Source organism: Agrobacterium sp. 22117 (genome assembly GCF_052045735.1).
Lineage (GTDB): Bacteria > Pseudomonadota > Alphaproteobacteria > Rhizobiales > Rhizobiaceae > Agrobacterium > Agrobacterium cavarae.
Genome location: NZ_JBQEPP010000001.1, coordinates 858,026 through 882,847 on the forward strand (window position 1 = coordinate 858,026; position 24,822 = coordinate 882,847).

Annotated in this window: 21 protein-coding genes; 15 read left to right on the forward strand and 6 right to left on the reverse strand. The window is 58.7% G+C overall.

Features of this window, described 5'->3' with window-relative positions; all coding sequences use genetic code 11:
- Nucleotides 1-346 precede the first annotated feature (346 nt).
- The 3 genes from ACTJKV_RS04125 (at nucleotide 347) to ACTJKV_RS04135 (ending at nucleotide 3,589) form a co-directional block, all read left to right on the forward strand.
- Complete coding sequence (locus ACTJKV_RS04125) at nucleotides 347-2,011, forward strand: electron transfer flavoprotein-ubiquinone oxidoreductase (protein WP_112952290.1); 1,665 nt, start codon at nucleotides 347-349, stop codon at nucleotides 2,009-2,011.
- A 135-nt stretch (nucleotides 2,012-2,146) separates the two neighbouring features.
- Nucleotides 2,147-2,650: a GNAT family N-acetyltransferase gene (locus ACTJKV_RS04130; protein WP_194286702.1), complete on the forward strand. Its 504-nt coding sequence runs from the start codon at nucleotides 2,147-2,149 to the stop codon at nucleotides 2,648-2,650.
- A 198-nt stretch (nucleotides 2,651-2,848) separates the two neighbouring features.
- Entirely contained in the window at nucleotides 2,849-3,589 is a 741-nt protein-coding gene (locus ACTJKV_RS04135; RefSeq protein WP_062598299.1) for a pentapeptide repeat-containing protein, read from the forward strand.
- 62 nt (nucleotides 3,590-3,651) lie between these two features.
- Here ACTJKV_RS04135 and ACTJKV_RS04140 read toward each other — a convergent pair whose 3' ends face one another.
- Nucleotides 3,652-4,668 carry a zinc-binding alcohol dehydrogenase family protein gene (locus ACTJKV_RS04140; RefSeq protein WP_274103827.1) on the reverse strand — a complete coding sequence of 339 codons (1,017 nt, stop codon included), beginning with the start codon at nucleotides 4,666-4,668 and terminating at the stop codon, nucleotides 3,652-3,654.
- Nucleotides 4,669-4,804: 136 nt separating this feature from the next.
- Between ACTJKV_RS04140 and ACTJKV_RS04145 the strand changes: the two genes are divergently transcribed.
- Both ACTJKV_RS04145 and ACTJKV_RS04150 read left to right on the forward strand, forming a co-directional pair.
- Nucleotides 4,805-5,206, forward strand: a complete 402-nt coding sequence (locus ACTJKV_RS04145) for a winged helix-turn-helix transcriptional regulator (protein WP_274103826.1) — start codon at nucleotides 4,805-4,807, stop codon at nucleotides 5,204-5,206.
- The gene (locus ACTJKV_RS04150) at nucleotides 5,203-6,603 is read left to right on the forward strand and encodes a coniferyl aldehyde dehydrogenase (protein ID WP_440598472.1); all 1,401 of its coding nucleotides are present in this window, start codon (nucleotides 5,203-5,205) and stop codon (nucleotides 6,601-6,603) included. The genes ACTJKV_RS04145 and ACTJKV_RS04150 overlap by 4 nt, the downstream gene beginning before the upstream one ends.
- Here ACTJKV_RS04150 and ACTJKV_RS04155 read toward each other — a convergent pair.
- Complete coding sequence (locus ACTJKV_RS04155; protein ID WP_111847745.1) at nucleotides 6,595-7,776, reverse strand: sensor histidine kinase; 1,182 nt, start codon at nucleotides 7,774-7,776, stop codon at nucleotides 6,595-6,597. The genes ACTJKV_RS04150 and ACTJKV_RS04155 overlap by 9 nt on opposite strands.
- 388 nt (nucleotides 7,777-8,164) lie before the next feature.
- Here ACTJKV_RS04155 and ACTJKV_RS04160 point away from each other — a divergent pair, with 388 nt between their 5' ends.
- The 6 genes from ACTJKV_RS04160 (at nucleotide 8,165) to ACTJKV_RS04185 (ending at nucleotide 13,152) form a co-directional block, all read left to right on the forward strand.
- Nucleotides 8,165-9,001, forward strand: a complete 837-nt coding sequence (locus ACTJKV_RS04160) for an undecaprenyl-diphosphate phosphatase (RefSeq protein ID WP_111847747.1) — start codon at nucleotides 8,165-8,167, stop codon at nucleotides 8,999-9,001.
- A gap of 184 nt (nucleotides 9,002-9,185) precedes the next feature.
- Nucleotides 9,186-9,965: an ABC transporter ATP-binding protein gene (locus ACTJKV_RS04165; RefSeq protein WP_274103824.1), complete on the forward strand. Its 780-nt coding sequence runs from the start codon at nucleotides 9,186-9,188 to the stop codon at nucleotides 9,963-9,965.
- 20 nt (nucleotides 9,966-9,985) lie between these two features.
- Nucleotides 9,986-10,759: a transporter substrate-binding domain-containing protein gene (locus ACTJKV_RS04170; RefSeq protein WP_062425711.1), complete on the forward strand. Its 774-nt coding sequence runs from the start codon at nucleotides 9,986-9,988 to the stop codon at nucleotides 10,757-10,759.
- 18 nt (nucleotides 10,760-10,777) lie between these two features.
- Nucleotides 10,778-11,500, forward strand: coding sequence for an ABC transporter permease (locus tag ACTJKV_RS04175; protein WP_274103823.1), 723 nt, complete (start codon nucleotides 10,778-10,780; stop codon nucleotides 11,498-11,500).
- Between the two features lie 9 nt (nucleotides 11,501-11,509).
- Nucleotides 11,510-12,199: an ABC transporter permease gene (locus tag ACTJKV_RS04180; protein WP_274103822.1), complete on the forward strand. Its 690-nt coding sequence runs from the start codon at nucleotides 11,510-11,512 to the stop codon at nucleotides 12,197-12,199.
- Nucleotides 12,200-12,243: 44 nt separating this feature from the next.
- Nucleotides 12,244-13,152, forward strand: a complete 909-nt coding sequence (locus ACTJKV_RS04185) for a homocysteine S-methyltransferase family protein (RefSeq protein ID WP_274103821.1) — start codon at nucleotides 12,244-12,246, stop codon at nucleotides 13,150-13,152.
- 170 nt (nucleotides 13,153-13,322) lie between these two features.
- On the opposite strand, the gene ACTJKV_RS04190 is transcribed toward ACTJKV_RS04185, so the two are convergent.
- Together ACTJKV_RS04190 and mgtE are read right to left on the reverse strand one after the other, a co-directional pair.
- The gene (locus tag ACTJKV_RS04190) at nucleotides 13,323-13,775 is read right to left on the reverse strand and encodes a GNAT family N-acetyltransferase (RefSeq protein WP_274103820.1); all 453 of its coding nucleotides are present in this window, start codon (nucleotides 13,773-13,775) and stop codon (nucleotides 13,323-13,325) included.
- Between the two features lie 122 nt (nucleotides 13,776-13,897).
- Nucleotides 13,898-15,271, reverse strand: a complete 1,374-nt coding sequence (mgtE, locus tag ACTJKV_RS04195) for a magnesium transporter (RefSeq protein ID WP_062425706.1) — start codon at nucleotides 15,269-15,271, stop codon at nucleotides 13,898-13,900.
- 566 nt (nucleotides 15,272-15,837) lie between these two features.
- On the opposite strand from mgtE, the gene ACTJKV_RS04200 reads away from it, so the two are divergent.
- Nucleotides 15,838-18,780: an autotransporter outer membrane beta-barrel domain-containing protein gene (locus ACTJKV_RS04200; RefSeq protein ID WP_274103819.1), complete on the forward strand. Its 2,943-nt coding sequence runs from the start codon at nucleotides 15,838-15,840 to the stop codon at nucleotides 18,778-18,780.
- A gap of 116 nt (nucleotides 18,781-18,896) precedes the next feature.
- On the opposite strand, the gene ACTJKV_RS04205 is transcribed toward ACTJKV_RS04200, so the two are convergent.
- A complete protein-coding gene (locus tag ACTJKV_RS04205; RefSeq protein ID WP_274103818.1) occupies nucleotides 18,897-20,144 on the reverse strand; it encodes an MFS transporter in 1,248 nt (415 codons plus the stop codon).
- A 254-nt stretch (nucleotides 20,145-20,398) separates the two neighbouring features.
- Between ACTJKV_RS04205 and ACTJKV_RS04210 the strand changes: the two genes are divergently transcribed.
- From ACTJKV_RS04210 to ACTJKV_RS04220, 3 genes are all read left to right on the forward strand, one after another.
- Nucleotides 20,399-21,310, forward strand: coding sequence for a diacylglycerol/lipid kinase family protein (locus tag ACTJKV_RS04210; RefSeq protein WP_111847756.1), 912 nt, complete (start codon nucleotides 20,399-20,401; stop codon nucleotides 21,308-21,310).
- 175 nt (nucleotides 21,311-21,485) lie between these two features.
- Nucleotides 21,486-22,856, forward strand: a complete 1,371-nt coding sequence (locus tag ACTJKV_RS04215) for an aspartate aminotransferase family protein (protein ID WP_162741942.1) — start codon at nucleotides 21,486-21,488, stop codon at nucleotides 22,854-22,856.
- A gap of 2 nt (nucleotides 22,857-22,858) precedes the next feature.
- Entirely contained in the window at nucleotides 22,859-23,329 is a 471-nt protein-coding gene (locus tag ACTJKV_RS04220; protein ID WP_113262040.1) for an OsmC family protein, read from the forward strand.
- Here the strand turns inward: ACTJKV_RS04220 and ACTJKV_RS04225 are convergent.
- Nucleotides 23,326-24,819 (reverse strand): ArnT family glycosyltransferase, encoded by a 1,494-nt coding sequence (locus tag ACTJKV_RS04225; protein WP_113262039.1) that lies wholly within the window; start codon nucleotides 24,817-24,819, stop codon nucleotides 23,326-23,328. The two genes, ACTJKV_RS04220 and ACTJKV_RS04225, sit on opposite strands and share 4 nt — an antisense overlap.
- Between the last annotated feature and the right edge of the window lie 3 nt (nucleotides 24,820-24,822).

Genomic DNA, 24,822 nt, shown 5'->3' on the forward strand with positions numbered 1-24,822 from the left:
GATGCCTCCAAAGCAGCTTCGCAATCAGCGCGATTCGCTACCTGTAGACGCGATGCCTAAAGCAACTCCTCAGCCCACCTTCTTCTCTTGACCATCTCATCAACCAATCCTATTCTTCTTGTTACGTGCACGTAAAAGTAAGCGTTTGTCATCAGGTTGTCAGACAATTCGATGGCTGCGACCGCGCTTGCTTGCTATTGGTCTCGACAAAGCGCTTGTCCTTTGCCAAGACAGATGACGCGAACTGCTTGTTGCGACGACGTTTTTTCACACGTCTTTGGCTGCGTGATGGTGTAGGGCAGGATAACGAAAAGCCGGACGGGACCGGCGTACTGACGAGGATCTTATGACGGAAGAAATGGAATTGCCGGAACGTGAATCGATGGAGTTCGACGTCGTTATCGTCGGCGCGGGACCTGCTGGCCTCTCTGCAGCTATTCGGCTAAAACAGGTCAATCCGGATCTGTCCGTTGTGGTGCTGGAAAAGGGCTCGGAAGTGGGTGCGCATATCCTCTCCGGCGCAGTTGTCGATCCCATCGGTATTGACCGTCTGTTGCCCGGCTGGCGCGAAGAAGAGGGGCATCCCTTCAAGACCGAAGTCAAGGACGACCAGTTTCTGTTCCTGGGACCTGCCGGCTCGATTCGCCTGCCGAACTTCCTGATGCCGCCGCTGATGAACAATCACGGCAACTATATCGTCTCGCTCGGTCTCGTCTGTCGCTGGCTGGCGGAGAAGGCGGAGGCGCTTGGCGTTGAAATTTACCCGGGTTTTGCCGCAACCGAAGTCCTCTATAATGACGAAGGCGCCGTCATCGGTGTTGCCACCGGTGACATGGGCATCGAGAAGAATGGCGAGCCCGGCCCTGCCTTCACCCGCGGCATGGAGCTGCATGGCAAATATGTGCTGATCGGCGAAGGCGTGCGCGGCTCGCTTGCCAAGCAGCTCATCAAGAAATTCGATCTGTCGAAGAACAGCGACGTTCAGAAGTTCGGCATCGGCATCAAGGAACTGTGGCAGGTCAAGCCTGAGAACCACCGCCAAGGCCTCGTGCAGCATTCCTTCGGCTGGCCGCTCGGCATGAAAACGGGCGGTGGCTCGTTCCTCTATCATCTGGAAGACAATCTCGTTGCCGTCGGCTTCGTGGTCCACCTGAACTACAAGAATCCGTACCTCTATCCGTTCGAAGAGTTCCAGCGCTTCAAGACGCACCCGGCGATCGCCCCAACTTTCGAAGGCGGAAAGCGCGTCTCTTACGGTGCGCGAGCCATCACCGAAGGCGGCTACCAGTCTGTGCCGAAGCTCACCTTCCCGGGTGGCGCGCTGATCGGCTGTTCGGCCGGTCTCGTCAACGTTCCGCGCATCAAGGGCAGCCACAACGCGGTTCTCTCCGGCATGCTGGCGGCAGACAAGATTGCAGCAGCTCTCGAATCTGGTCGCGCAAACGATGAAGTGATCGAGATCGAGAACGAATGGCGTGGCACCGATATCGGCAAGGACCTGAAGCGGGTCCGCAACGTCAAGCCGCTTTGGTCGAAGTTCGGCACGGCGATTGGCGTCGGCCTTGGCGGTCTCGACATGTGGACCAACCAATTGTTCGGATTCTCCATCTTCGGTACGCTGAAGCATGGCAAGACGGATGCGGAAAGCCTGGAGCCTGCGGCAAATCACAAGCCCATCGCCTATCCAAAGCCGGATGGTGTGCTGACCTTCGACCGTCTGTCCTCCGTCTATCTCTCCTCCACCAATCACGAAGAGGACCAGCCGGTCCATCTTCAGGTGAAGGACATGGAGCTGCAGAAGCGCTCCGAGCATGATGTCTATGCCGGCCCATCGCAGCGCTACTGTCCCGCCGGGGTTTATGAGTGGGTGGAGAAGGAAGGCGAACCGACCTTCGTCATCAACGCGCAGAACTGCGTCCACTGCAAGACCTGCGATATCAAGGACCCGAACCAGAACATCAACTGGGTACCGCCACAAGGCGGCGAGGGGCCGGTTTACGCCAATATGTAATATTGGCGCGGCGCGCACGGACCGCCGTCAGCAAGGATGTTCGGCGAGGGGCCGGTTTACGCCAATATGTAATATTGGCGAGGCCCGCTGTCTCATGGGGAATGGGACGGCAAAGCAGACAGAGGGAATGCCCACTTGGTCACGATCCGCGCGGGACAGAGGGAAGACTTTCCGCGTCTTGCGGAAATCGAGCTGGATGCGTTTGTTGTCTGGGCAGAAGCCTGCGGGGTGACGCAGGAGCCTGTCTCCGCGCCGGTATTCCTCCTTGAACAGAGCCTGCACGAGGAGCTGCTTCTGGTGGCTGAGGAAGTGGGACGTGTCGTCGGCTTTACGCTTGGGCTGAGTGAGGGAGATACCCTCTATATTGTCGAGGTCGATGTGGAGCGTGCGGCACAGGGTAGGGGCGTCGGCACTTCGCTGATCTTGGCTATGCTGGATCGCGGACGTGAAAGAGGCTTTGCTAAGGTCGCTCTCACCACGGATCGATACGTGCCTTTCAACGCACCCTTTTACACACGGCTCGGCTTTCGCATCCTGGAGGCTGCGGAGACCCCGGCCTTTCTCCGCAGAAGGCTGAAGGCTCAGATCGATTCCGGTCTTGATCCAGAGCGTCGCGTGGCGATGTTGAAGATCATATGAGGTCATCTGACTGTCCAGGGAGATATTGCGAGTGAACAACCTGCAACCTGTGGGGTTAGGCTGCCAATGATGGTCATCAGGGAGGCGTTTACAGTCGCAGGCTGGATCATTTAAAAGTAACGGAGCCCCTATATGTTAAGAGGGTCCCTCTTAGATCAAGAGGATCAATGTACCCCTGAAGGGGTTGGGAGTGAGCCAATGAGGAAACTTGCCGGAATGGTCTCGGCTTTGCGCAGCCATCATCTGCTGGCCGCGGTTGCAGCAGTGATCGGCACGATATCGACGAGCGGCCAACCCGCGATGGCGGCAAGCTGCCGCGCCGATGCATCGGCTGGCATCGACTGGAGCGAATGCAACAAGCGTCTCCTGATGCTGGGCGGCAGCGTCTTGGATGGTGCTGATCTGCACGGGACGGACTTCACCTACACCGATCTGCGCGGCTCCTCCTTCAATAAGGCCAATTTGGAGAAAGCCAAGCTGATCCGCACTTCGCTTGCATCCTCCCAGCTTGAGGGTGCCAATCTGATCAAGATCGAGGCCTATCGCAGCGATTTCAGCGATGCCAATGCCGAAAACGCCAAGTTCAACAGCGCTGAAATGCAGCGCGCCAACTTTGAGAACGCCAAGCTCGTCAATGCCGATTTCTCCAAGGCGGAACTCGGGCGGGCGGATTTCAATGGCGCGGTGTTGACGGGCACCAAATTCACCAAGGCCAACCTCTCTCGCGCCAGCTTCACCGGCGCCAAGTTCACCGGGCCGATTGATTTCTCCGACTCGTTCCTCCTGCTTGCCCGCATCGAGGGGCTGGACCTATCCGCCGCCACCGGGCTCGATCAAAAACAGATCGACATTGCCTGCGGCGACGACAAGACAAAGCTGCCACAAGGCTTGACCAAGCCGGCCACCTGGCCTTGTCCCGCCGATCCGGAAGATGATTGACCAAGAAGACCAGCCGGACAATGGTCCGACTGGTCTGTCACATGGCCGGATAAGCTCTTGGCTTAGAAGCCTGACAACACGATCTTGCCCTTGGCCTTGCCGCTTTCTATCAGCGCGTGCGCCTTGATAAGGTTTGCGGCATTGATCGTGCCGAACGTCTCCGTCAGCGTCGTTCTGATTTTGCCCTGGTCAATCAGTTCCGACACATGGTTCAGCAGCTTGTGCTGTTCCAGAATATCGGCGGTCTCGAAGACCGGACGGGCAAACATCATCTCCCAGTGAACGGAAATGGCCTTGCGCTTGAAAGGCAGAATATCGAAACCACCCTCTGGATCGTCGATCAGGCAGTAGCGCCCCTGCGGCGCAATCAGCTCTATGCTGTCGGCGCGGTGGAGATCGCTATGGGTGGTGGAAAAGACGAAGCTTGGCGCACCAAGACCGAGCGCTTCCACCTGCGGCGCAAGCGGCTTGCTGTGGTCGAGGACGTGATGCGCACCGAACTGCTCGACCCATTCCTTTGTTTCCGGCCGCGATGCTGTGGCGATGACGGTAAGATCCGTCAGGTGCCGCGCAAGTTGGATCGCGATCGAACCGACGCCGCCAGCCCCACCGATGATGACGACGGCATTGGCGCCGCCCGCAACCGGGTCCTTTACCTTGAGGCGATCGAACAGCGCTTCATAGGCAGTAATGGCGGTTAATGGCAGGGCGGCAGCTTCCTCGAAGCTCAAGCTTTTCGGCTTCCTTCCAACGATGCGCTCATCCACGAGATGAAACTCGCTATTGGTGCCGGGGCGGTTGATGGCGCCGGCGTAGAAGACTTCATCGCCGGGCTTGAACAGGCTGACCTTCTCACCCACCGCCTTGACGATACCCGCGGCGTCAAAGCCGAGAACCCGAGTTTGACCTGCCTCAGGTGCCTGATTGCGACGGACCTTGGTATCGACCGGATTGACCGAGACCGCCTTCACGTCCACCAGAAGATCGAGGCCTTTTGCCTCTGGCGCGGGCAGTTCAAAATCCACCAAAGCGTCTGCTTCCGTCACGGGCTTGCAGCTCTTGTAACCGATAGCGCGCATGTTCATTCTCCTTCGCTTGTTGCTTCGGCGTCTATTTGATAGCTATGAGCTAAGGCTGCAAGAATGCACATTTTGTGTCTATACTGACAAAAAGGATACTGTGGCCGCCTGCAGATCCTGAAAAACGGAGCTTTTCATGTCCCGCCCTCGCGCCAAACTGAAGGATAATTTTCCCGGCTGCCCGGTGGAATCGACACTCTGTTATCTCGATGGCAAGTGGAAGGGCGTGATCCTCTATCATCTGCTCAACGAGGGAACGCTGCGGTTCAACGCACTGCGTCGCCACATTCCAAGTGTCACGCAGCGCATGCTGACAAAGCAGCTTCGCGAGTTGGAAGATGCCGGCCTGATTTCCCGCACCGTCTTTCCCGTCGTGCCACCAAGGGTCGATTACAGCCTGACAACGCTTGGCCAGAGCATGGCGCCGGTCATATCGGCGCTCAAATCCTGGGGCGAAGCCCATGTGGTTTGCAAGGACGGGGTGAAGACGCTCGCTGTACCTGCGGATCGCGTCACAACGCTCGCCGCCGCCGAATGAGCACCATCGCTGATCTTTTGGGAGGACAGCGTCATGCTTTTCTCCAGGATGGACCGCCGTCGCTGGACGAGCGAAGAGCCGATCTCAAAGCGTTGCGCAGGGTGGTCATTTCTCATCGAAGCAGGATCGAACAGGCGGTCGATACGGATTTCGGTGGACGTTCGCCGAATGAGACCGCTCTTCTCGAGACGGTCGGCGTTGTTAAGGCGATCGACTACCTCGACCGGAATCTGAAACGCTTCATGAAGCCGCAACGGCGACACGTGGGTGCGCTGTTCCAGCACGGTCGCGCCTGGGTAGAATATCAACCGCTCGGCGTCATTGGTATTCTGTCGCCGTGGAACTATCCGTTTCTGCTGACCATGGTGCCACTCGCCACAGCACTCGCAGCTGGCAACCGGGCGATGGTGAAGCCCTCCGAACTCACCCCGGAAACCAGCGTCTTGATGAAGACGATGCTGGCCCAGGCCTTCCCGGAGGAAAAGGGTGCGGTGGTTCTCGGCGATGCGGGCATTGGCGCTGAGTTCAGCGGCTCACCCTTCGACCATCTGTTTTTCACCGGCAGCACTGACGTCGGGCGTCAGGTCATGAGGGCTGCGAGTGAAAACCTCGTTCCTGTCACGTTGGAGCTTGGCGGCAAGAGCCCGACGATTATCTTGCCGGGTCACGTCATTGCCAGGAAGGTGACCTCCATCGTCTTCGGCAAGCTCGCCAATGCCGGCCAAACCTGCGTTGCCCCGGACTACGTCTTTGTCCACGAAACGGAGGTCGATGCCTTTATCGATGCGTTCCACAAGGCGGTGGCGCAATCCTACCCAGATGGGCTGGCGAGCCGCGATTATGCTTCGATCATCAGCGACAGGCATTTCTCTCGCCTCAATGGGCTTCTTGACGATGCGGTCAGCAAAGGCGCGACGTTGCGGCGGGTGGGAATAGAGACGGACGCGGCAACGAGAACCCGCGTTTTTCCGCCGACGCTCGTCATCAACCCAACCGACGACATGGCCGTGATGCAGGAGGAGATTTTTGGGCCGATCCTGCCGGTGCTGAGCTACCGCGATGTTTCGCAGGTCATTGGCTATATCAACGAGAGGCCAAGGCCACTGGCGCTCTATGTTTTCGGAGAGGCGGATGGCGACGACTGCAAGGTGATCCTGTCCCGCACGACGTCGGGCAATGTCGGCATCAACAACACGGTGTTGCACGTCGCGCAGGATGACCTGCCTTTCGGCGGAGTGGGGCCAAGCGGGATGGGTGCCTATCACGGCATAGAAGGCTTTCGCCGCATGAGCCATGCCAAGGGCGTGTTTTCGCGAGGACGTTTCAGCGTGCCAAGCCTTCTACGCCCGCCCTTCGGGCGGATGGTCAAAGCCGGGCTTGATCACCTGCTACGATAAGGAGGTGCGATCAGGCGAGGCGGAGATCGTGTTGATGGGCAGGCAGATGGTGATGTCCAGTCCATCCGGCGACCAAGTATAGCAAATCTCTCCGCGCATGCCGGTGATCGTGCGCTGGATAAGGGTCGAGCCGAAGCCTTTGCTGGTCGGAGCGCGGACAACGGGTCCGCCGCGCTCGCTCCACATGATCTGCATCGTTTCACCCGTCGTGCAGGCGACCACGAGCCGGCCTTCTTCGCTGCTGAGCGATCCGTACTTGGCTGCGTTGGTGGCAAGCTCATGTAAGACGAGGGCGACGCTGGTAATGTGATCGGCCCGGATGCGCACGTCATCAGTGCCGACGAAGGCGACCCGGTCGGTCGCCGCATCCGTATAGGGTGCCAGAATGTCGCCGATGATCTGGCGCAAGGGAACGTCAGGCGCATAGGCCACATGTTCGGCCGAAAACGTCGGCTGAACGAGATCATGCGCACGCCCCAGGGCGCGCAGACGGCCTCGGACGGTGGAGGAAAGCTGCTCTGCGCTCGTTGCGGTTCGCGCGGTCATGGCCAGCATCGAATCGGCCAGTGCGAAGACGTTTTTCACCCGGTGGTTTAATTCTCGCAAAAGAAGCATACGCTGCTCTTCGGCCCGATCGCGCGCCTTCTCGTTCTGCGAACGCTCGATCGCGATGGCCGCTGTCCGTGAGACCATGCCGATGACCTCGAGATCGCGTTCGGAGGGCTTGCGCGGCTCCCGGTAATAATTGGCGAAGGTCCCAAGAACACGCCCATCAGCCGCCCGGATCGGCATCGACCAGCAAGAATGGAGATTGTGGGAGAGGGCGAGTTTGCGAAAATCTGCCCAGAGTGGATCCGTTGCAATATCGCTGACGATGACGGGGCTGCCCGTATGGGCCGAGGTGCCGCAGGATCCGATACCGAGACCGACGGCGATGCCCTCGATCGCGTCGTTGTAATCGCAGGGCAGGCTCGGTGCCGCCCCCTGGGTCAGATGCTTGCCATCCTCCGTCGTGAGCAGGACGGACGCCAGCAACTCGCCGCCCGCAGGCTTTTCCACGAGAAGCACGATATCACGCAACACATCTTTCAGCGGGCCGCCAAGTGCGACGCGTGACAGAATATCCCGCTCTGCCGTGAGAAGATCCGACGTTACCGACAGCGTGTTTATCAACGGCCCAGTCCATCCCGAAAAAGAAGGCCATGTGTCTGCGACAACGGCAATATCTGGAAGATATAGGCATCCTACCTTTAAATGTCTAATGGATAAAATGCTTGATTAAACCGCACTACTTTGAAGATGCTTATGACGAAGACATCAATATTATTAAGGTCTTACTTTAGGAATTACAGATTAACCGCTAAGCTGAATTTTCTGCTTAATCTTATGCCCGTTCCATTTGCGGATGCACCCTTGATTTCCGCACAATTTAGGAGGAAGGATTTTGCCGCGGCATTCGCCGGCTCTTCATCATTCACATTTTTTTGCACCGCAACATCGAACTGCCCGGATTGGTTCATAATTTCGCGCGCAGTGATTGTCAGTTCAGGGACGGACCAGCATGGGTATTGGTTGGATAGAAGCCGCGATCCTCGGCTTTATTCAAGGGCTTACGGAATTTTTGCCAATTTCCTCCAGCGCGCATTTGAGAATCGCGGGCGAGTTTCTAGGGACAGGGGAAGATCCTGGCGCCGCCTTCACTGCAATTATTCAGATCGGCACGGAATTGGCCGTCCTGGTCTATTTCTGGTCCGACATCATGCGGATCGCCCTTGCCTGGCTTCGCCATCATTTGCGGCTCGGCGGACAATATGATCCAGCGGACGTCCGCCTCGGCTGGATGATCATCGTCGGTTCGGTACCGATCGTGCTGCTCGGGCTCCTTTTCAAGGACGCCATCGAGCATTCGCTGCGCAATCTCTACATCACCGCCGTCATGCTCATCGTCTTCGGTATCATTCTGGGTTTTGCGGATCGCATCGGCAAAAAGAAGTATCCGATCAAGAAGCTGATCTGGCGTGATGCCATCATCTTCGGTTTCGCCCAGGCGATGGCGCTGATCCCCGGCGTGTCGCGATCCGGCGGAACGATCACCGCAGGCTTGCTGCTCGGCTACACGCGCGAAGCCGCTGCCCGTTACTCCTTCCTCCTGGCGGTTCCAGCCGTTTTCGGCTCGGGCTTCTACCAGCTCTTCAAGAGCATCGGGCAGCAAAACCCGGTCGGTTGGGGCCAAACGGCATTGGCGACGCTGATATCCTTTGTCGTCGGATATGCTGTCATCGTCGTCTTCCTCAAGCTGGTTTCGACGAAGAGCTACATGCCGTTCGTCTGGTATCGAATCGTCATTGGCGTCGCGTTGCTGGGCCTGCTATTTACCGGTGTCATCAATCCGATCTGACGCGTCTAGCGTGAGATCGGCGAGCGGTTTTATCCGGCACGGTCCTCCGTGCCGGATTATTTTTATGTCTTTCGTGCCGCGTAGAATGATTTTCCTTTCGATAATGTGACAGAGCGGTTATTTCCGCTGCAACATCACCTCCGCTTAGGCTGTTGTGACCCCTCGATCCTGTCAGGAAGAATGAATGACCGCCGACGTTCCTTGCGCCCTTGCTGTGGAGGACATCCACAAGAGCTTCGGCAATCACGAGGTTCTGAAGGGCATTTCGCTGACGGCAAAGAAAGGCGACGTCATCTCCATCATCGGTTCTTCCGGTTCAGGAAAGAGCACCTTTCTGAGATGCATCAACTTCCTGGAAACGCCAGACAGCGGCCGCGTCACTGTCAATGGCGAAGAGGTGGCGGTGACACGGAAGCGCGATGGCAGGTCCGTCCCGCAAAGCTGGCGTCAGGTGGAACGCCTGCGCACCGGCCTCGGCATGGTCTTTCAGAGTTTCAATCTCTGGGCTCACCTCACGGTCCTGGAAAATGTTATCGAAGCCCCCGTGCATGTCATGGGCGTCAAGCGCGCGGAAGCGGTCGAAAAGGCAGAGGCACTGCTGCACAAAGTCGGCCTCTATGAGAAGAAGGATGCCTATCCGGCGTTCCTGTCGGGCGGACAGCAGCAGCGTGCCGCCATTGCCCGCGCGCTTTGCGTTGAGCCTGCCGTGATGTTGTTCGACGAGCCGACATCGGCGCTCGACCCGGAACTGGTCGGCGAGGTGCTGAAGGTGATCCGCGATCTCGCCGAAGAGGGCCGCACCATGCTCCTCGTCACCCACGAAATGCGCTTTGCCCGTGACGTGTCGAGCCACGTCATGTTTCTACATCAGGGCCGGGTGGAGGAGGAGGGGTCTCCACAGCAGGTCTTCAACAATCCCGTAAGCGCGCGGACCCGAGAATTTACCGGCGCGCTCGCCAACTGATAATCTCACAGGAGTTTGATATGAAATTTGTTGCATCTCTGCTCGCCGGTACGGCTTTCGCATTGTCGGCCTTCACCGCCAGCGCCGAAGTTCGTTTCGGTGTGATGAATGAAAGCTACCCGCCCTTTTTTGCACAGGATGCCAGCGGCAAATGGCATGGCTGGGAAATCGATCTCATGGATGCCGTTTGCGCGGAAATGAAGGAAAAATGCTCCATCGTCGCACTCTCCTGGGACGGCCTGATTCCGGCACTCGAAAGCAAGAAATTCGACGTGATCTGGTCGTCCATGTCCAATACGGCAGAACGCCAGAAGGTCATCGACTTCACCAACAAATATTACAACACGCCAAGCAAGCTGATCGGTGCGAAAGACGGTAAGCCGGGTGCGACAGCGGAAGACGTGAAGGGCAAGACGATCGGTATCCAGGTCGCTACCATCCAGTCCAATTACTACGCCAAGTACTTCAAGGATGTGGCCGACGAGAAGACCTACCAGACGCTTGACGAAGCCTTCCAGGATCTGGCCGCCGGCCGCATCGATTATGTCTTCGGCGACTCGCTGGTACTCGACGATTTCCTGAAGACCGACACCGGCAAAGATTGCTGCGCCGATGCCGGCAATGTTGCCAACGACCCTGAGATCATGGGCCTTGGTGTTTCCGGTGGCGTGCGCAAGGACGATCAGGAACTGAAGCAGAAGTTAAATGCTGCGATCGCTGCCGTTCGCGCCAACGGCAAGTATGACGAGATCACCAAGAAATACTTCAGCTTCGATATCTACGGCGCAAAGTAAGCCGGGCTCTTATCGCAGATGGCAACGCCTGACAGCATCCTGGAGCTTTTGTCTCCCTATCCTCCGGGATGGGGCGGCACGCTGCTGTCCGGTGCCGCCTCAACGCTTGCCATTTCTGCCGGTGCCTACCTGATTGGTATCGTCATTGGCATGGCCGGTGCGCTGGGCAAGCTCTCCGACAACCGGGCCCTCGGCGTCGTCCTCAATCTTTACACGACGCTGATCCGCTCGGTGCCGGAACTCATTTTGATCGTTGGCCTCTATTATGCCGGAACGGACGGCCTCAACCGTCTGTTACAGATGGCGGGCCTACCGCCGCTCGAAGTCAATGGCTTCGTCGCCGCAGTCGCCGTGCTCGGTTTCGTGCAGGGCGCCTATATGACGGAAGTGCTGCGCGGCGCGATCCTTGCGATCCCAAATGGCCAGATCGAGGCCGCCAAGGCCTTCGGCATGTCGCCATTCTTGCGCTTTCGCCGCGTCGTCCTTCCCGCTCTCCTGCCGAATGCGCTGCCGGGGCTCTCGAATCTCTGGCTGTCCGTCACCAAGGATAGCGCCCTGGTGGCGGTCGTTGGCTATCAGGAACTGGCGCTTGCCACGCGTCTCGCGGGCGCCAGCACCAAACACTATTTCCTGTTCTTCATGGCCGCAGCGCTGATCTATCTGGCGATCACCCTTGTCTCCAACTTTCTCTTCCGGTTGCTCGAACGGCGCGTGCGCCGTGGCCAGCCGGCACTTGCGTGAGGAGGGGCTATGACGTTTTCCTGGATTGAAAAATACTGGCCGCTTCTCCTCACTGGAGCATGGCAGACCGTTGCCTTGCTCGTCATCTCCGTCAGTCTCGGCTTCATTCTGGCGATCGGCCTTGCTTTTGCTCAGGTCAGTGGTGGCAGAGTGACGCGGCTTTTGGCGCGGGGCTATTGCACCTTCTTTCGAGGTACGCCGCTGCTGATCCAGCTTTGGCTTCTCTATTACGGCGTCGGTTCGTTCCTGCCGATGATCCCCGGTCTGCGGCAGAGCTTTCTCTGGCCAATCCTCAGGGAAGGCTTCTTCTTCGCCGCGGTCAGCTTCACGTTGAACTACGCGGCCTATGAGGCGGAAGTGCTGCGCGGTGCGCTGCTCGGCGTCCCGAAGGGTGAGTTGGAGGCCGCGCGAGCCTTCGGCATGAGCCCGTTCAAGCTTGCCCGCCGCATCTGGTTGCCGCGCGCCATTCGCAATGCGCTTCCCACCATCGCAGGTGAGGTGATCATGCAGTTGAAAGCCACGCCGCTGGCCTTCACCGTCACGGTCATGGATCTCTATGCCGTAGCTTACAAGGTCCGTCAGGACACGCTTCTGGTCTACGAGCCGCTTCTGGTCGTCACCGTCTTCTATCTCATTCTCACAGCCATCATTGCCCGCTGCTTCGGTATCATCGAAGCGCAGGTGCCAGTACGACGCTAAACGGGCGACGCTCGTTCAGCTTCGCCAATTCAAGGAGTTTCTTCATGGGCGATATTCGCATTCTCGACGGCGGCATGAGCCGCGAATTGCAGCGGTTGGGCGCGGAACTGAAGCAGCCCGAATGGTCCGCACTTGCGCTGATCAACGCGCCGGACATTGTCCGTCAGGTTCACGCCGAATTCATCGAGGCCGGTGCCGATGTCGTCACCACCAACTCTTACGCGCTGGTGCCCTTCCACATCGGCGAAGAGCGGTTTCGCAAGGAAGGCGCGTCGCTGATCGCACTCTCAGGCCGCCTGGCGCGTGAAGCAGCAGATGCGTCCGGCCGCAAAGTCACGGTGGCCGGATCGCTGCCGCCGATATTCGGCTCCTACGAGCCGCAGAATTTCGATGCGTCCCGTGTTCAGAATTATCTCGGCATTCTCGTCGAAAATCTCGATCCCTTCGTCGACGTCTGGCTTGGTGAAACGCTGAGCCTGATCGCCGAAGGCGAAGCAGTGCGCCAGGCGGTGGCAAAGACCGGCAAGCCGTTCTGGATTTCCTTCACCTTGGATGACGACACCGCGCAGGTAAACGGCGCCGAGCCGAAGCTGCGCTCCGGTGAGACCGTGCGTGCTGCTGCCGAATGGGCTGCCGGCTCGGGTGCTGCCGCTCTGCTGTTTAACTGCAGCAAGCCGGAGGTGATGAAAGCTGCCGTCGAGACCGCCGCTACCACCTTCAAGGAAAAGGACGTCTCGCTCGAGATCGGCGTCTATGCTAATGCCTTTGAAGGAGAGCAGGGGGAGACAGCCGCCAACGAGGGGCTCCACAGTACCCGCGCCGATCTGACCGACGATATCTATTCCCGCTTTGCCTGCACATGGGCTGACGCCGGTGCGACGATGATTGGCGGATGCTGCGGCATCGGTGCTGCCCACATCCACAAGGTCGCCGGAGCATTACGCGCTCTTTAAAGCATGTCGCGCAAAAGTGGTCACCGGTTTTGCGATAACGACATGCGACAAAACAAGGACTTAAAGCGTATGGAGCGAATCTGGAAGATCGCGACACGCTTTAGACCGCCACGCGTCCTATCGGACGCACAAAGGACGCTCTATCTTCTTTGATCTACGCGTCGTGACACCTATCGCGTCTCGATTGAAAATACATCGAGACCGGTCACGTTCTCTTCCAGCAGGCTGAAACCCTGCTTCAGATAGTAGGGTCGCTTTTCGGCGGTGGCACAGAGATAGCATGTGCCATGGCCGAGCCTCGCAATATGCTGGCGGGCCTGTGTCATCAAAGCAGCGGCAACACCGCGCTTTCGATAATCGGGATCGACCCAGAGCGCGGCAATCCAGGGCGCATAGTCTGGTCGCACGTCGAGATCGTTGTCGATGACGAGTACGGAGCCGATATAGGTGTCGCCGTCATGCGCTACGAGCGCGAATGGGATGGCATCTGTTCCCAGCATCGGATCGAGATGGGCTCGATAATCTTCAAGCGGTACGCCGCTTTCCGTCCACCAGGCATTCCAGCCGCGATGGGCGATCGTATCGGCGAAGGATGGCTGGTGGCGAAGGTTCGATATCTGCATGTGAAGCCTCATCATCCTGAATCAGAAAACGAGGGCAAGTCTACAAGCAATTGAAAAGCCTGCGCAATGATGACGCGCGATGTGGAGCCCAGCCGCCGGAGGCGGCCGGGCTGATGGCAGGTTTAGAGCAACGTGCCGCTGAGGATGACCAGCGCTACCGAGAAGTAGATGACGAGACCACTGACATCCACCAGCGTCGCGACGAACGGGGCCGATGCGCTTGCCGGGTCCAGACGCAGGCGCTGGAGGATGAAGGGCAGCATCGAGCCACAGACCGAGCCGAAGGTGACGATGCCGATCAGCGCTGCAAAGACAGTGAAGCCAACCAGCAGCCAGTGTTCGCCGTAGTCATAAAACCCTGCCTGCTGCCAGATGGTGAGCCGCAGGAAGCCGATGGCGCCGAGGATTGCACCGAGGGCGAGACCGCTTGGGAGCTCGCGCAGGAGCACGCGCCACCAGTCGGAAAGCTTCAGCTCGCCGAGCGCCAGAGCACGAATGATGAGCGACGTAGCCTGAGAGCCCGAGTTACCGCCAGACGACATGATCAGCGGAATGAAGAGCGTCAGCACAACGGCCTTTTCCAGTTCCCCTTCGAAATGCTGCATGGCGCTTGCCGTCAGCATTTCACCCAGGAAGAGGGCAGATAGCCAGCCGGCGCGTTTGCGGATCATGTCCATGAAGCCCATGGCCATGTAAGGCTTGCCGAGCGCTTCCATACCGCCGAACTTGTGGGCATCTTCCGTCGTGTCGGCAATCATCGTATCGATCACGTCATCGACGGTGACGATGCCGAGAATGCGGGCATGCTCATCCACCACTGGGATGGCAAGAAGATCGTGCTTGCGGATGAGGCGGGCGACATCCTCTTGCGACATCTGAGGATCGGCATAGACGACGCTTTCGCGTGATGCGGCGGACAGGATCGATGCCTGGGGATCGGCGGTCACGAGGCGGCGCAGCGTCACCACTTTGCTCAAGGTGCCGTCTTCGGCCAGCACATAGATGGCATAGACCGTTTCACGCGAACGCTCGACGACGCGAATGTGCGAAAGGGTCTGTTCCACCGTCCAGCTGTCCGGTACGCTGACGAACTCCGTCGTCATGATGGAGCCGGCCGTGCGCGGCGGATAGGTCATCAGATGCTGAATGGCAGCAGCCGTTGCCCGGTCCAGACGCGAGAAGAGCTTGGTGCGGTGCGCCTCATCCATCTCGGCCATGACGTCCGCCACGCGGTCGTCCGACATGAGGTTGACGAAGCGGGTGGCCTGTTCCAGCGGAATGGCGGCAATGATATCGGCAGCGTGGTGCAGTTCCGGACGGTCCAGAATGGCAACGGCTTTGGGCTGCGGCATTTTCAGCAGGGCGTCGACGGCGTCGTTGACGTCGAGTGCGTTCAGTTGCTCGACACGTTCTGCAATGGTGGAAAGACCTGCATCACCGCTGCGAAAAAGACGTGCGGCCTTGCTGGCTCTCTGGGAGAGGGTGTGAAAGTTCATGATTGCTCACCTTCGAGTCGATCCGCCGATCTCGGCGGGCCGTGGTGAGCCGACAGAAGTCAGATCAGAGCACGTCTCGCCGGTCTCGGCAAAGGCAATCGACTACTACTGTCGCTAGACATCAAACGATGCTCCGTGGATATCCGTGCTAGAAGGCTGTCGAACCCCTGCACGTGATCTGTGTGGTGCGCCTGAACCGCGTCATAGTCAAGCGGTCCAAAGATGAAATTTTGGCAAGGTTGATCTCTTCGGCAAGCAGAGCGGATTTCCCTCTGAAATCATGAGCCTGCGTTGCGACCGGACGACGTCCGGCCACGCCTTTCCCCAAAGTAGAATCCGCTTGGCGATCGAAAGCTTTTCCTGTTTCGCCCCGCCTGCATCACCCTGACAAGCGGCTAATATACATGGTTTTGATAGGGGATACGTGCCTCTCTCCGATCGGGTTTAATCGTTGATTAACCATAACCTCCATAGGGTGGGCGGCAACGTCGGCATGATGCGGCGTGACGACTGTCGGTATGCTTATGGTCCGCCACCAGCTCTTCGTAGCACCCAGATTTTTAGCCTTGCTTGCCGCAACTGCGCCCGTCGCCCTTATGGCGACCTATGCGGCTGCACAATCGGTATGGACTGGCACGGCGGATAATGCCTTCGACAATGACGCGAACTGGACGCCAGGCGCCCCCGCCGCAAGCGATAGCGCCACGGTCAACACCGGCTCGCCGCAAGTATCGACAGGGGAGACAATCGATCGGCTGAACGTTGGCGGTGGCAACGTCACCGTCACCAATACTGGCGCATTGTCCGTTACCAGCGGCACCACGATGACGTCGGGCAGCGTCACCATTAACTCTGGTGGGCTTTTGACATCGGATGTCGATCTCGTCGGCGGCAGCCTTGCTGTCGATGGTACTTTGGACGGCAAGCTGTCGCTACAAAATGGCAGCGTGACCGTGAATGGTACGCTCCGGGATGCCGTCGTCGGAAACGGAACCTCGCTCTCCAACAACGGCACGATGACAGGCGCTTCGGTCGCCACCGGCGGCAACTTCACCAACAATGGCGGCGCGACACTCTCTACCCTGAACAACGCCGGTACGGCATCGAATGCGGGTCGTGTCGGAACGCTGCAAAACATCGGCGGCAATTTCACCAACAATGCCGGCGGCGAGGTTCTTGGCAAGACGACGGTATCGGGCGGCAGCGTTACCAACAATTTCGTGGTGACGGATGTGGATGTCGCAGCCGCCGCGGCCTTCACCAACAATGTTGGCGCAACGGCTGGCAATGTCCGCAACTCAGGCACTGTCGCCAACGCCGGCACTGTGGCCTCGCTTCAAAATGATGGCGGCAGCTTTACCAACAATGTCGACGGCAGGATTAACGGCCAGACGACGATCGCTGGCGGGACGGTCACCAACAACTTCGTGGTGACGGATGTCGATGTTGCAGCGGCGGCGGCCTTTGCCAACAATGCCGGCGCGACCGCTGGTAACGTTCGCAATTCCGGCTCCGTCACCAATGCCGCGACGATCTCCTCACTCCGAAACGACGCCGGAACGACCACCAACAATACCGGCGGCAGGATCACCGGTACGACCACGGTTGCGGGAGGCACGGTTACCAACAATTTCGTGGTCACGGATGTCGATGTTGCGGCCGCCGCCGCCTTCGTCAACAATACCGGAGCCTCCGCTGGAGCTATTACCAACCGGGGCGCGACTACCAACGCCGGGACGGTCGCCTCGCTCGACAATCAGGCCGGGCTCTTCACCAACAACACGGGCGGAACGGTGACTGGGGCGACGACGATCAGTGGCGGTACCGTGGTCAATAACGACAGGCTCGGCAATGTTCAGAATCGAGCAGGTGGCCGCTTCATCAACAACCTCGGTGCGACAGTGGATGCTGTCGCGAATGAAGGAGCGGCGACGAATGACGGCACGGTCGCATCTCTCACCAACGCCGCCGGGCGCTTCACCAACACAGGGACCATCGCCGGTCAGGCCGCCATCACAGGAGGCGAACTCACAAACGACGGCACGATTTCCGGCACCGTGGACATCTTCAATGGCGGTCTGTTGAGCGGTACCGGTGTGTCGGGCGGTCTGCTGGTTCGCGCTGGCGGGGTGCTCGCGCCGGGACCCGGCATCGCGACGATGACTGTCAGCGGCGATGCAACCTTTCGGGCGGGGGCCATCTATGATGTCGATATCGATTCCACCGGTCGCTCCGATCGTCTCAATGTCTCCGGCACGGCGCGTCTGCAGGGCGGTGTGGTCGAATTGCGTGCAGCAAGCGGCACTTATGGCCTTTCGACAAACTATCAGATCCTAACGGCTGGCCTGGTCGACGGCGCTTTCGATCAAGTGACCAGCGACTTTGCCTTTCTGTCGCCGACGCTCACCTACGGGTTAACATCTGTTGATCTCCACCTTGACCGCAACGCGGTTCGCTTTGCGGATGTTGCGCGCACCTTCAACGACCGCGCGGCAGCGGGCGCCATTGAAGCGGCGGGATCATCGAACACACTGTTTCAGACGATCCTGCCCCTGGATATCCAGACGGCAGAGAGTGCCTTTGCCCAGCTCAACGGCGAGATCCACGCGTCGCTCAAATCCGCTCTCATCTCGGACAATCTGTTGCTGCGCGAAGCGATCCTTGACAAGACCAACCGCCTTACGAGCGAAGGCGACGTTGCGGACGCCAGCATATGGGCGACAGGCCTTGCCTCAAGAGAGGCTTTCGCGGGCAATGACACAGCGGGCGCTCTCGATATCAACAGAGCCGGAATGGTGATCGGCGGCGACGTTCCGGTCTCAGACGATTGGCGCCTCGGCGGTGTACTGGGCTACAGCACGCTTGACGCCGCCGCCGGAGCAGAGGCCCAGTCCTACCACATTGGACTCTACACCCATGCCGAGATGGAGCCGTTCAGTTTTACCGGCGGCGCCATCTATACGCGAAACGAGATCGCGACACGCAGGAGCGTCGCATTCGGCACGTTTTCCGATGTGCTGAAGGCCGAATACTCCCGCTCTACGTCGCAGCTATTCGCGGACGTGGGCTGGACCTTCGAGGCAGATAAACTTCTTTTGCAGCCCTTCGCGGGTCTTGCCTACACGACAATCGACGGAGGCGCGATCCGCGAGGACGGAGGAGCGGCAGCACTCGCCATCGAGGACAGGTCATTCGATACGACCACCTCCACTTTGGGTCTGCGCTTCTCGACCGATCTGGATATGGGCGAGGTCCCGGTTCTCCTGTCAGGCATGGTCGGTTGGCGCCACAATTTCGGCCAGACGGCATCCTTCGCGGTGGCGAGCTTCGATGGTGGCAGTCCCTTCATGCTGGAAGGGATCGGTGTGCCGGAGGATACGATGGTGGTAAAGGCCGGTGTTACCGTCCATCTGTCAAAATCGGCGCGTTTGATGCTGAGCTACAGCGGCGACTTTGCCAAAGGATACAGCTCGAACGCTGCCCTTGCCAACCTCACGGTCAATTTCTAGCAAATTCGATTCCCACAGCATATCGCGCAAAAGTGGTCACCGGTTTTGCGATGGCGACATGCGACAAAACACAGAGCGAAAGCGTAAGGAGCGAATCTGAAGAATTGCGACACGCTTCAGACGCTGCGGACTTTTTCCTGCCGCTCCAGAAAAACGGCAACGATGAAAACCAGCAGACCGGCAAAGGACAGAATGGCGCCGACATAGCCGGTGGAGGCGTAGCCATATCCGAGCGCGATGACCAAGCCGCCGAGCCAGGCACCAAGGGCGTTGGCGATGTTGAAAGCTGAATGGTTGGAGGCGGCGGCAAGCGTCTGCGCATCGGCTGCCACATCCATCAATCGGGTCTGGACGGCGGGGCAGGCGGCAAAACCGCAGCCGATCAGGAAGACACAGAGGCACAGCATATAGGGATTGTGCGCCGTCAGCCCGAAGATCGTCATCAGGACGACGTTGAAGGCCAGCATGCCGCCGATCGTGCCGTTCAAGGAGAGGTCTGCCAGACGCGAGCCGACGACATTGCCGACGTTCATGCCGATGCCGAAGAGTGCCAGCACGATGGGCACAGCGGACACCGGCATCATGGCGACATCCGTGGTGGTCTTGGCAATGTAGCTGAACACGGCAAACATGCCGCCGAAGCCGACGGCGGCGATGGCAAGCGACAACCACACCTGCACACGGCGGAAGGCACCGAGTTCTCGCCAGACACTGGCACCGTCCTGCACCTTATCGCGGGGCTGGAACAGGAAGAGAAGCGCTACCGTCAACAGCGCAATGCCGCCCACAATCAAGAAGGCTGCCCGCCAGGAAAACAGCTGACCGAAAAAGGTGGCAAGAGGCGTGCCGAGAAGCGTGGCGATGGTGAGGCCCAGCATGACCCGACCGACGGCACGAGCACGCTTGTGAATCGGCGCCATCGATGCGGCCACAAGGGCAGCAACGCCAAAATAGGCGCCGTGCGGCAATCCGGAAATGAAGCGCAGAGCAGTGAATGTCCAGAAGTCCGGCGCAAGTGCGCTTAGGATATTGCCGGCAGCAAACAGGCCCATCAGCGAAAGCAGAAGCACACGGCGTGTCAGGCGCGCAGCAAGAACCGCGATGATCGGCGCGCCGATGACGACGCCGAGCGCATAGGCCGTAATGACGTGGCCGGCGACGGGGACGCTGACCCCGTAGGTCGTTGCCACCTCCGGCAAGAGACCCATGATCGCAAATTCACCCGTACCGATGCCGAAGCCTCCGGCGGCAAGTGCCAGTTCGATGAGCGCGATGGAAAGGGGTGATAGACTGGTCTGCGCCGACGGCGCAACAGCATCGTCTGCCGCTTCGGAACGGTTTTCGCGTGGACTGCTTTGGCTCATGGGTTTCCTGGCTGCGACGGAACGCTGCCCATACAAAGAGACGTTCACGAAGAAAAAAGGGCAAGATCGACATTGCCGATCTGCCCTGACTGGAGATGCTGGCCACCAAAATGACCTTATGTTGCTTCTATCATGTTTTTGTGCGTCGCGGTAGTGTTTGATTCTACGAATTCCGGATTGACCGACTGCCGATGGAACCCTTTTGACGCTCGGCGATTTAGGTCGCGCTTCGTGCACAATAACTGGATGGATAGATGAGGCTGGTTGCGATCTTCAACCGCGATGGCGGAACGTTCAAGACCACCGATCTGGACGCTTATTGCGACCATGCGCGGAAGGTGTTTTCAGAGGCGGGTCACCAGATCGAATGCCGTCTGGTTTCCGGCAAGGATATCGTTCAGGAGATGGAGCGGACTGCCGATGATGCAGGGCTCGACGGCCTGATTGCCGGTGGCGGCGATGGCACCATATCTGCTGCGGCAGGCATTGCCTGGAAACACGGCATTGCCCTCGGTGTGGTGCCGGCGGGGACCATGAACCTTTTTGCGCGATCCCTGAAACTACCGCTCGATATCTGGCAAGCGGTGGACACGCTGGCCCAAGGCCATGTGCAGAACGTCGATATCGCCAGTGCCAATGGCCATCCCTTCGTGCATCAGTTCTCCGCAGGACTGCACGCGCGCATGGTGCGCTACCGCGACCGCATGCAATATGCCTCAAGGCTTGGGAAAATCCGGGCCAACATCCGCGCTGCCGTGAGCGTCGTATTAAATCCGCCGGCCTTCGACGTGGAATTCACTGTTGCCGGTGAAACCCAGCACCGGAAGGTTTGCGCCATCTCGGCCTCCAACAATGAATTCGGTCCCAATCCTCTATTGGTGGCAGATGATATCACTCGCGGCCGGTTGGGGTTTTACGTGGCTGACGCCTTGAGCCCCTCTGGCGTCGCGCGTCTTGCGATCGATATTATGCGCGGCAGGCTGAAGGAAAACGCGGCGGTTACGGCGATGGCGGTCGAACGTGCCGAGCTGCATTTTCCAAAGAGGCGGCATGACGTGCGCTGCGTCATCGACGGCGAACTCTTGCCGATGAAGCGCGATGTCGAGCTCAAAATTCACGCCGGTGAACTGAAGGTCATCGTCGCCAAGGACTTTGCCAACGTCTGATCCGGGCTTTAGACCGTCCTCTAGCACGCAAAAGCGCACCGTAACTCTTTGAATATACGCATCGCGCTTGCCCGAAACGGGATACCCATTTTCGGCCCGATGTCGTAGCCGTCGCTTGCAAAATCAACAACCAGCGGCCATGCTTCCTGTCACCAGACCAGGGAGCACACAAGGCGTGAACGATTTATCGAGACCAGTCTCCAACCTCGCTGCCATCGACGCTGCACATCATCTTCATCCCTTTTCAGACATGGGAAAGCTGAATGCCACCGGCACGCGCATCATCGAGCGTGCCGAAGGCGTTTTCATCTATGACAGCACCGGCAAGAAATATCTTGATGCCTTTGCCGGTCTCTGGTGTGTCAACATCGGCTATGGTCGCCGCGAGATTGCCGAAGCCGTGTCGCGGCAGATGAACGAGCTGCCCTACTACAACGCCTTCTTCGGCACCACCACACCGCCCGCGGCTCTCCTGGCACAGAAGATCGCCTCCCATGCCGGGCCGACGATGAATCACGTGTTCTTCACCAATTCCGGTTCCGAGGCCACAGACACGTGGTTTCGCATGGCGCGGGTCTATTGGAAGGCGCTCGGTCACCCAACGAAGACGAAGGTGATTGCACGGCGCAACGGCTATCACGGCTCTACGGTTGCCGGTGCTTCGCTTGGCGGCATGACCTGGATGCACGAGCAGGGCAATCTGCCGATCGAAGGCGTTAGCCATATCGGCCAACCCTACTGGTATGCGGAAGGCGGCGATCTCTCACCGGCAGAGTTCGGCCTCAAGGTGGCACGTGAGCTGGACGCCAAGATCGATGAACTGGGCGAGGAGAATGTCGCTGCCTTCGTCGCCGAACCCATACAGGGAGCAGGTGGCGTCATCGTCCCACCGGAGACCTATTGGCCAGAGATTGCCCGCATCTGCAAGGCGCGCAATATTCTGCTGGTCTCCGATGAGGTGATCTGTGGCTTTGGGCGATTGGGCTCCTGGTTCGGCTACCAGCAATTCGGTTACGAGCCTGATCTCGCACCGATCGCCAAGGGCCTGTCATCCGGTTATCTGCCGATTGGCGGTGTGCTGGTATCGGACCGCGTGGCCGAGGTGATGCTGACGGAAGTCGGCGATTTCAACCATGGTTTTACTTATTCAGGCCATCCGGTCTGCGCTGCGGCGGCTCTCGAAAATCTTCGTATCATCGAGGCGGAAGGACTGGTCGAGCGGGTGCGCGATGATATCGGCCCGTATTTCAATCAAGGCTGGCAGAGCCTGCTGGACCACGAGGTGGTGGGCGAGGCGGCCAATGTCGGCCTGATGGGCGGCTTGCAACTGACGGCAGACAAGGCGACGCGCAAGCGTTTCGACGAGCCGGACGATATTGGCGCCATGGTCCGCAACCACTGCCTGGACAATGGGCTGGTGATGCGCGCCACCGGCGATCGCATGCTGGCGTCTCCCGCCTTGACTGTCAGCCGCGGCGAGGTCGATCAGATCATTGAAACACTGCGCAAGGGGTTGGACCACCTGCGCGACACCACGGAAGTTTGACGATGGCCGATCACGAGCATCGCTATACCCTCAAGGTCACATGGTCGGGCAACCGCGGGACGGGCACATCCGGCTACAGGGAATATGACCGCGATCATGTCATCTCGGCAGATGGAAAGCCGGATATTGCCGGCTCTTCCGATCCGGCCTTTCGCGGCGATCCGGCACGCTGGAATCCGGAGGAGCTGCTGCTTGCCTCCATCTCCGCATGTCACAAGCACTGGTATCTGCATTTCTGCGCTGTCTCAGGCGTGGTGGTCAGCGACTATGTGGATGAGCCCGAGGGCACCATGGTTTTGAAGCGGGACGGCGCGGGTCATTTCACCGAGGTGATCCTGAAGCCTGTGATCACCCTCGCAAAGGGAGATCCGCAGACCGCACGAGAACTCCACGCCGATGCGCATGAAAAATGCTTTATCGCCAACTCCGTCAATTTCCCCATCCGCGTGGAGCCAACGATCAAATCGCGTTAATTGGATTGGGCAGTCTCGAGCGAATAGTAGAACGTGTGACTACGGCCAGAGGCGCCATAGGGCACGTTGACATGACGGATGTCTGTCGGCGCCGGAAGTGAAACGCGCTCAGCAAGCGAAGCAAGTGCGTCCTTGAAATCCTCGGGCGATTCCCCGTCGTCCTTCGTATCGACCAACAGGATAACTGCGCCAGCCGGCCAGAGCGCGGGGATCGTCTCGATATCAGTGTCCGTCGTCACGACCATCGCATCGGGAAACTGGATTTTCAGGTTTCCACCCGCAAGCCCGCCGAAAGCAATGACATAGTCAGGCTTGAACGGACCCTCATGGCGAAGCGTTTCGGCAAATCCGTCATAGGGAATGTGGACAAGCGAGTATCGCTCGAAATGGGGAGAGACAAGCCCGCGTGCGAGGAGAACGCCGAGGAAACCAATGGCCAGCGTGAAGGTGGACGTCAGCATTGGCTTGAGCTTCCGCTCACCGGACAGACCCGCGGCCTGTACTTTGAGACAGAGGTATAGCGGCCACAGCAGCACATAAACGGCAAGCCATTTTTGCCGCATATGCGTGATACCCATGGCCAGGACCATCAACAGCACAAAGATCATCGAAAAAAGAATGATACGACCGACGAGGCGTGTGGATTGATCGCTCGCTCGCAAAATTGTTTTGATGTCGCGGAAATAGAGAGCGGCACAGATTGCTGAGGGCAGGGCGACACTTTTCAGGAAGGCGACCAGGAGATCGAGCGTTCCATCGACAGCATAAAGCGTGGTGCTGTCGCTGATATCGCGCATTTCGCGTGTTGTCTGTGTGGTGGCGATATCGAAATGGTTTACCACCCAAAGACAGTGCGGCAGCACAAGCGCAACAGCTGCGCCGATCGTCAACAACATGCGCCAATCGAACAGACGCTGACGCAGATCCTTGTCCATTGCGATGGCAACGACGGCTGCAAGTGGAACGAAGACGAAGTTATATTTGGCAATCGCGCCGATGCCGATGGCAAGCCCTGTCAGGAGATAACCGCCGACGCTCGGAGCCTTCAGCGTCATGAAAAGAGCGTAAGAAAACAGAGCGACGGATGACAGCGCCAGAACCGTATGGGTCAAATCCCTCTGCGCCATGACGAAGACAGTGGGCATCGTCAGCACGCCGAGCGTTGCTATATTGGCCAGTGTCCTGTCGCGCAGCAAAAGCCTGGCTGTCAGCCAGAAGAACAAGCAACAGAGGAAAAGCAGCCCGTTCTTCAACAGGCTGAGAGACGCGATCGACGGGCCGACGAGCACGTTTACGCCATGCTGTAGCCAGGTGTAAAGGAACGGTTGGGAGCCGTATCCGAGCAGCAGGTGCTGGGACAGAAGCGCCTGTTGGGTTTCGTCAATTTCCAGGGCCGAGGAACGGACAATGCGGACGACGAAGGCAAGGAGGAAATATCCTGCAATCAGGATCAACGTTAAATCGAGATTGCGGGAGAAAACCTTGCGCATCGT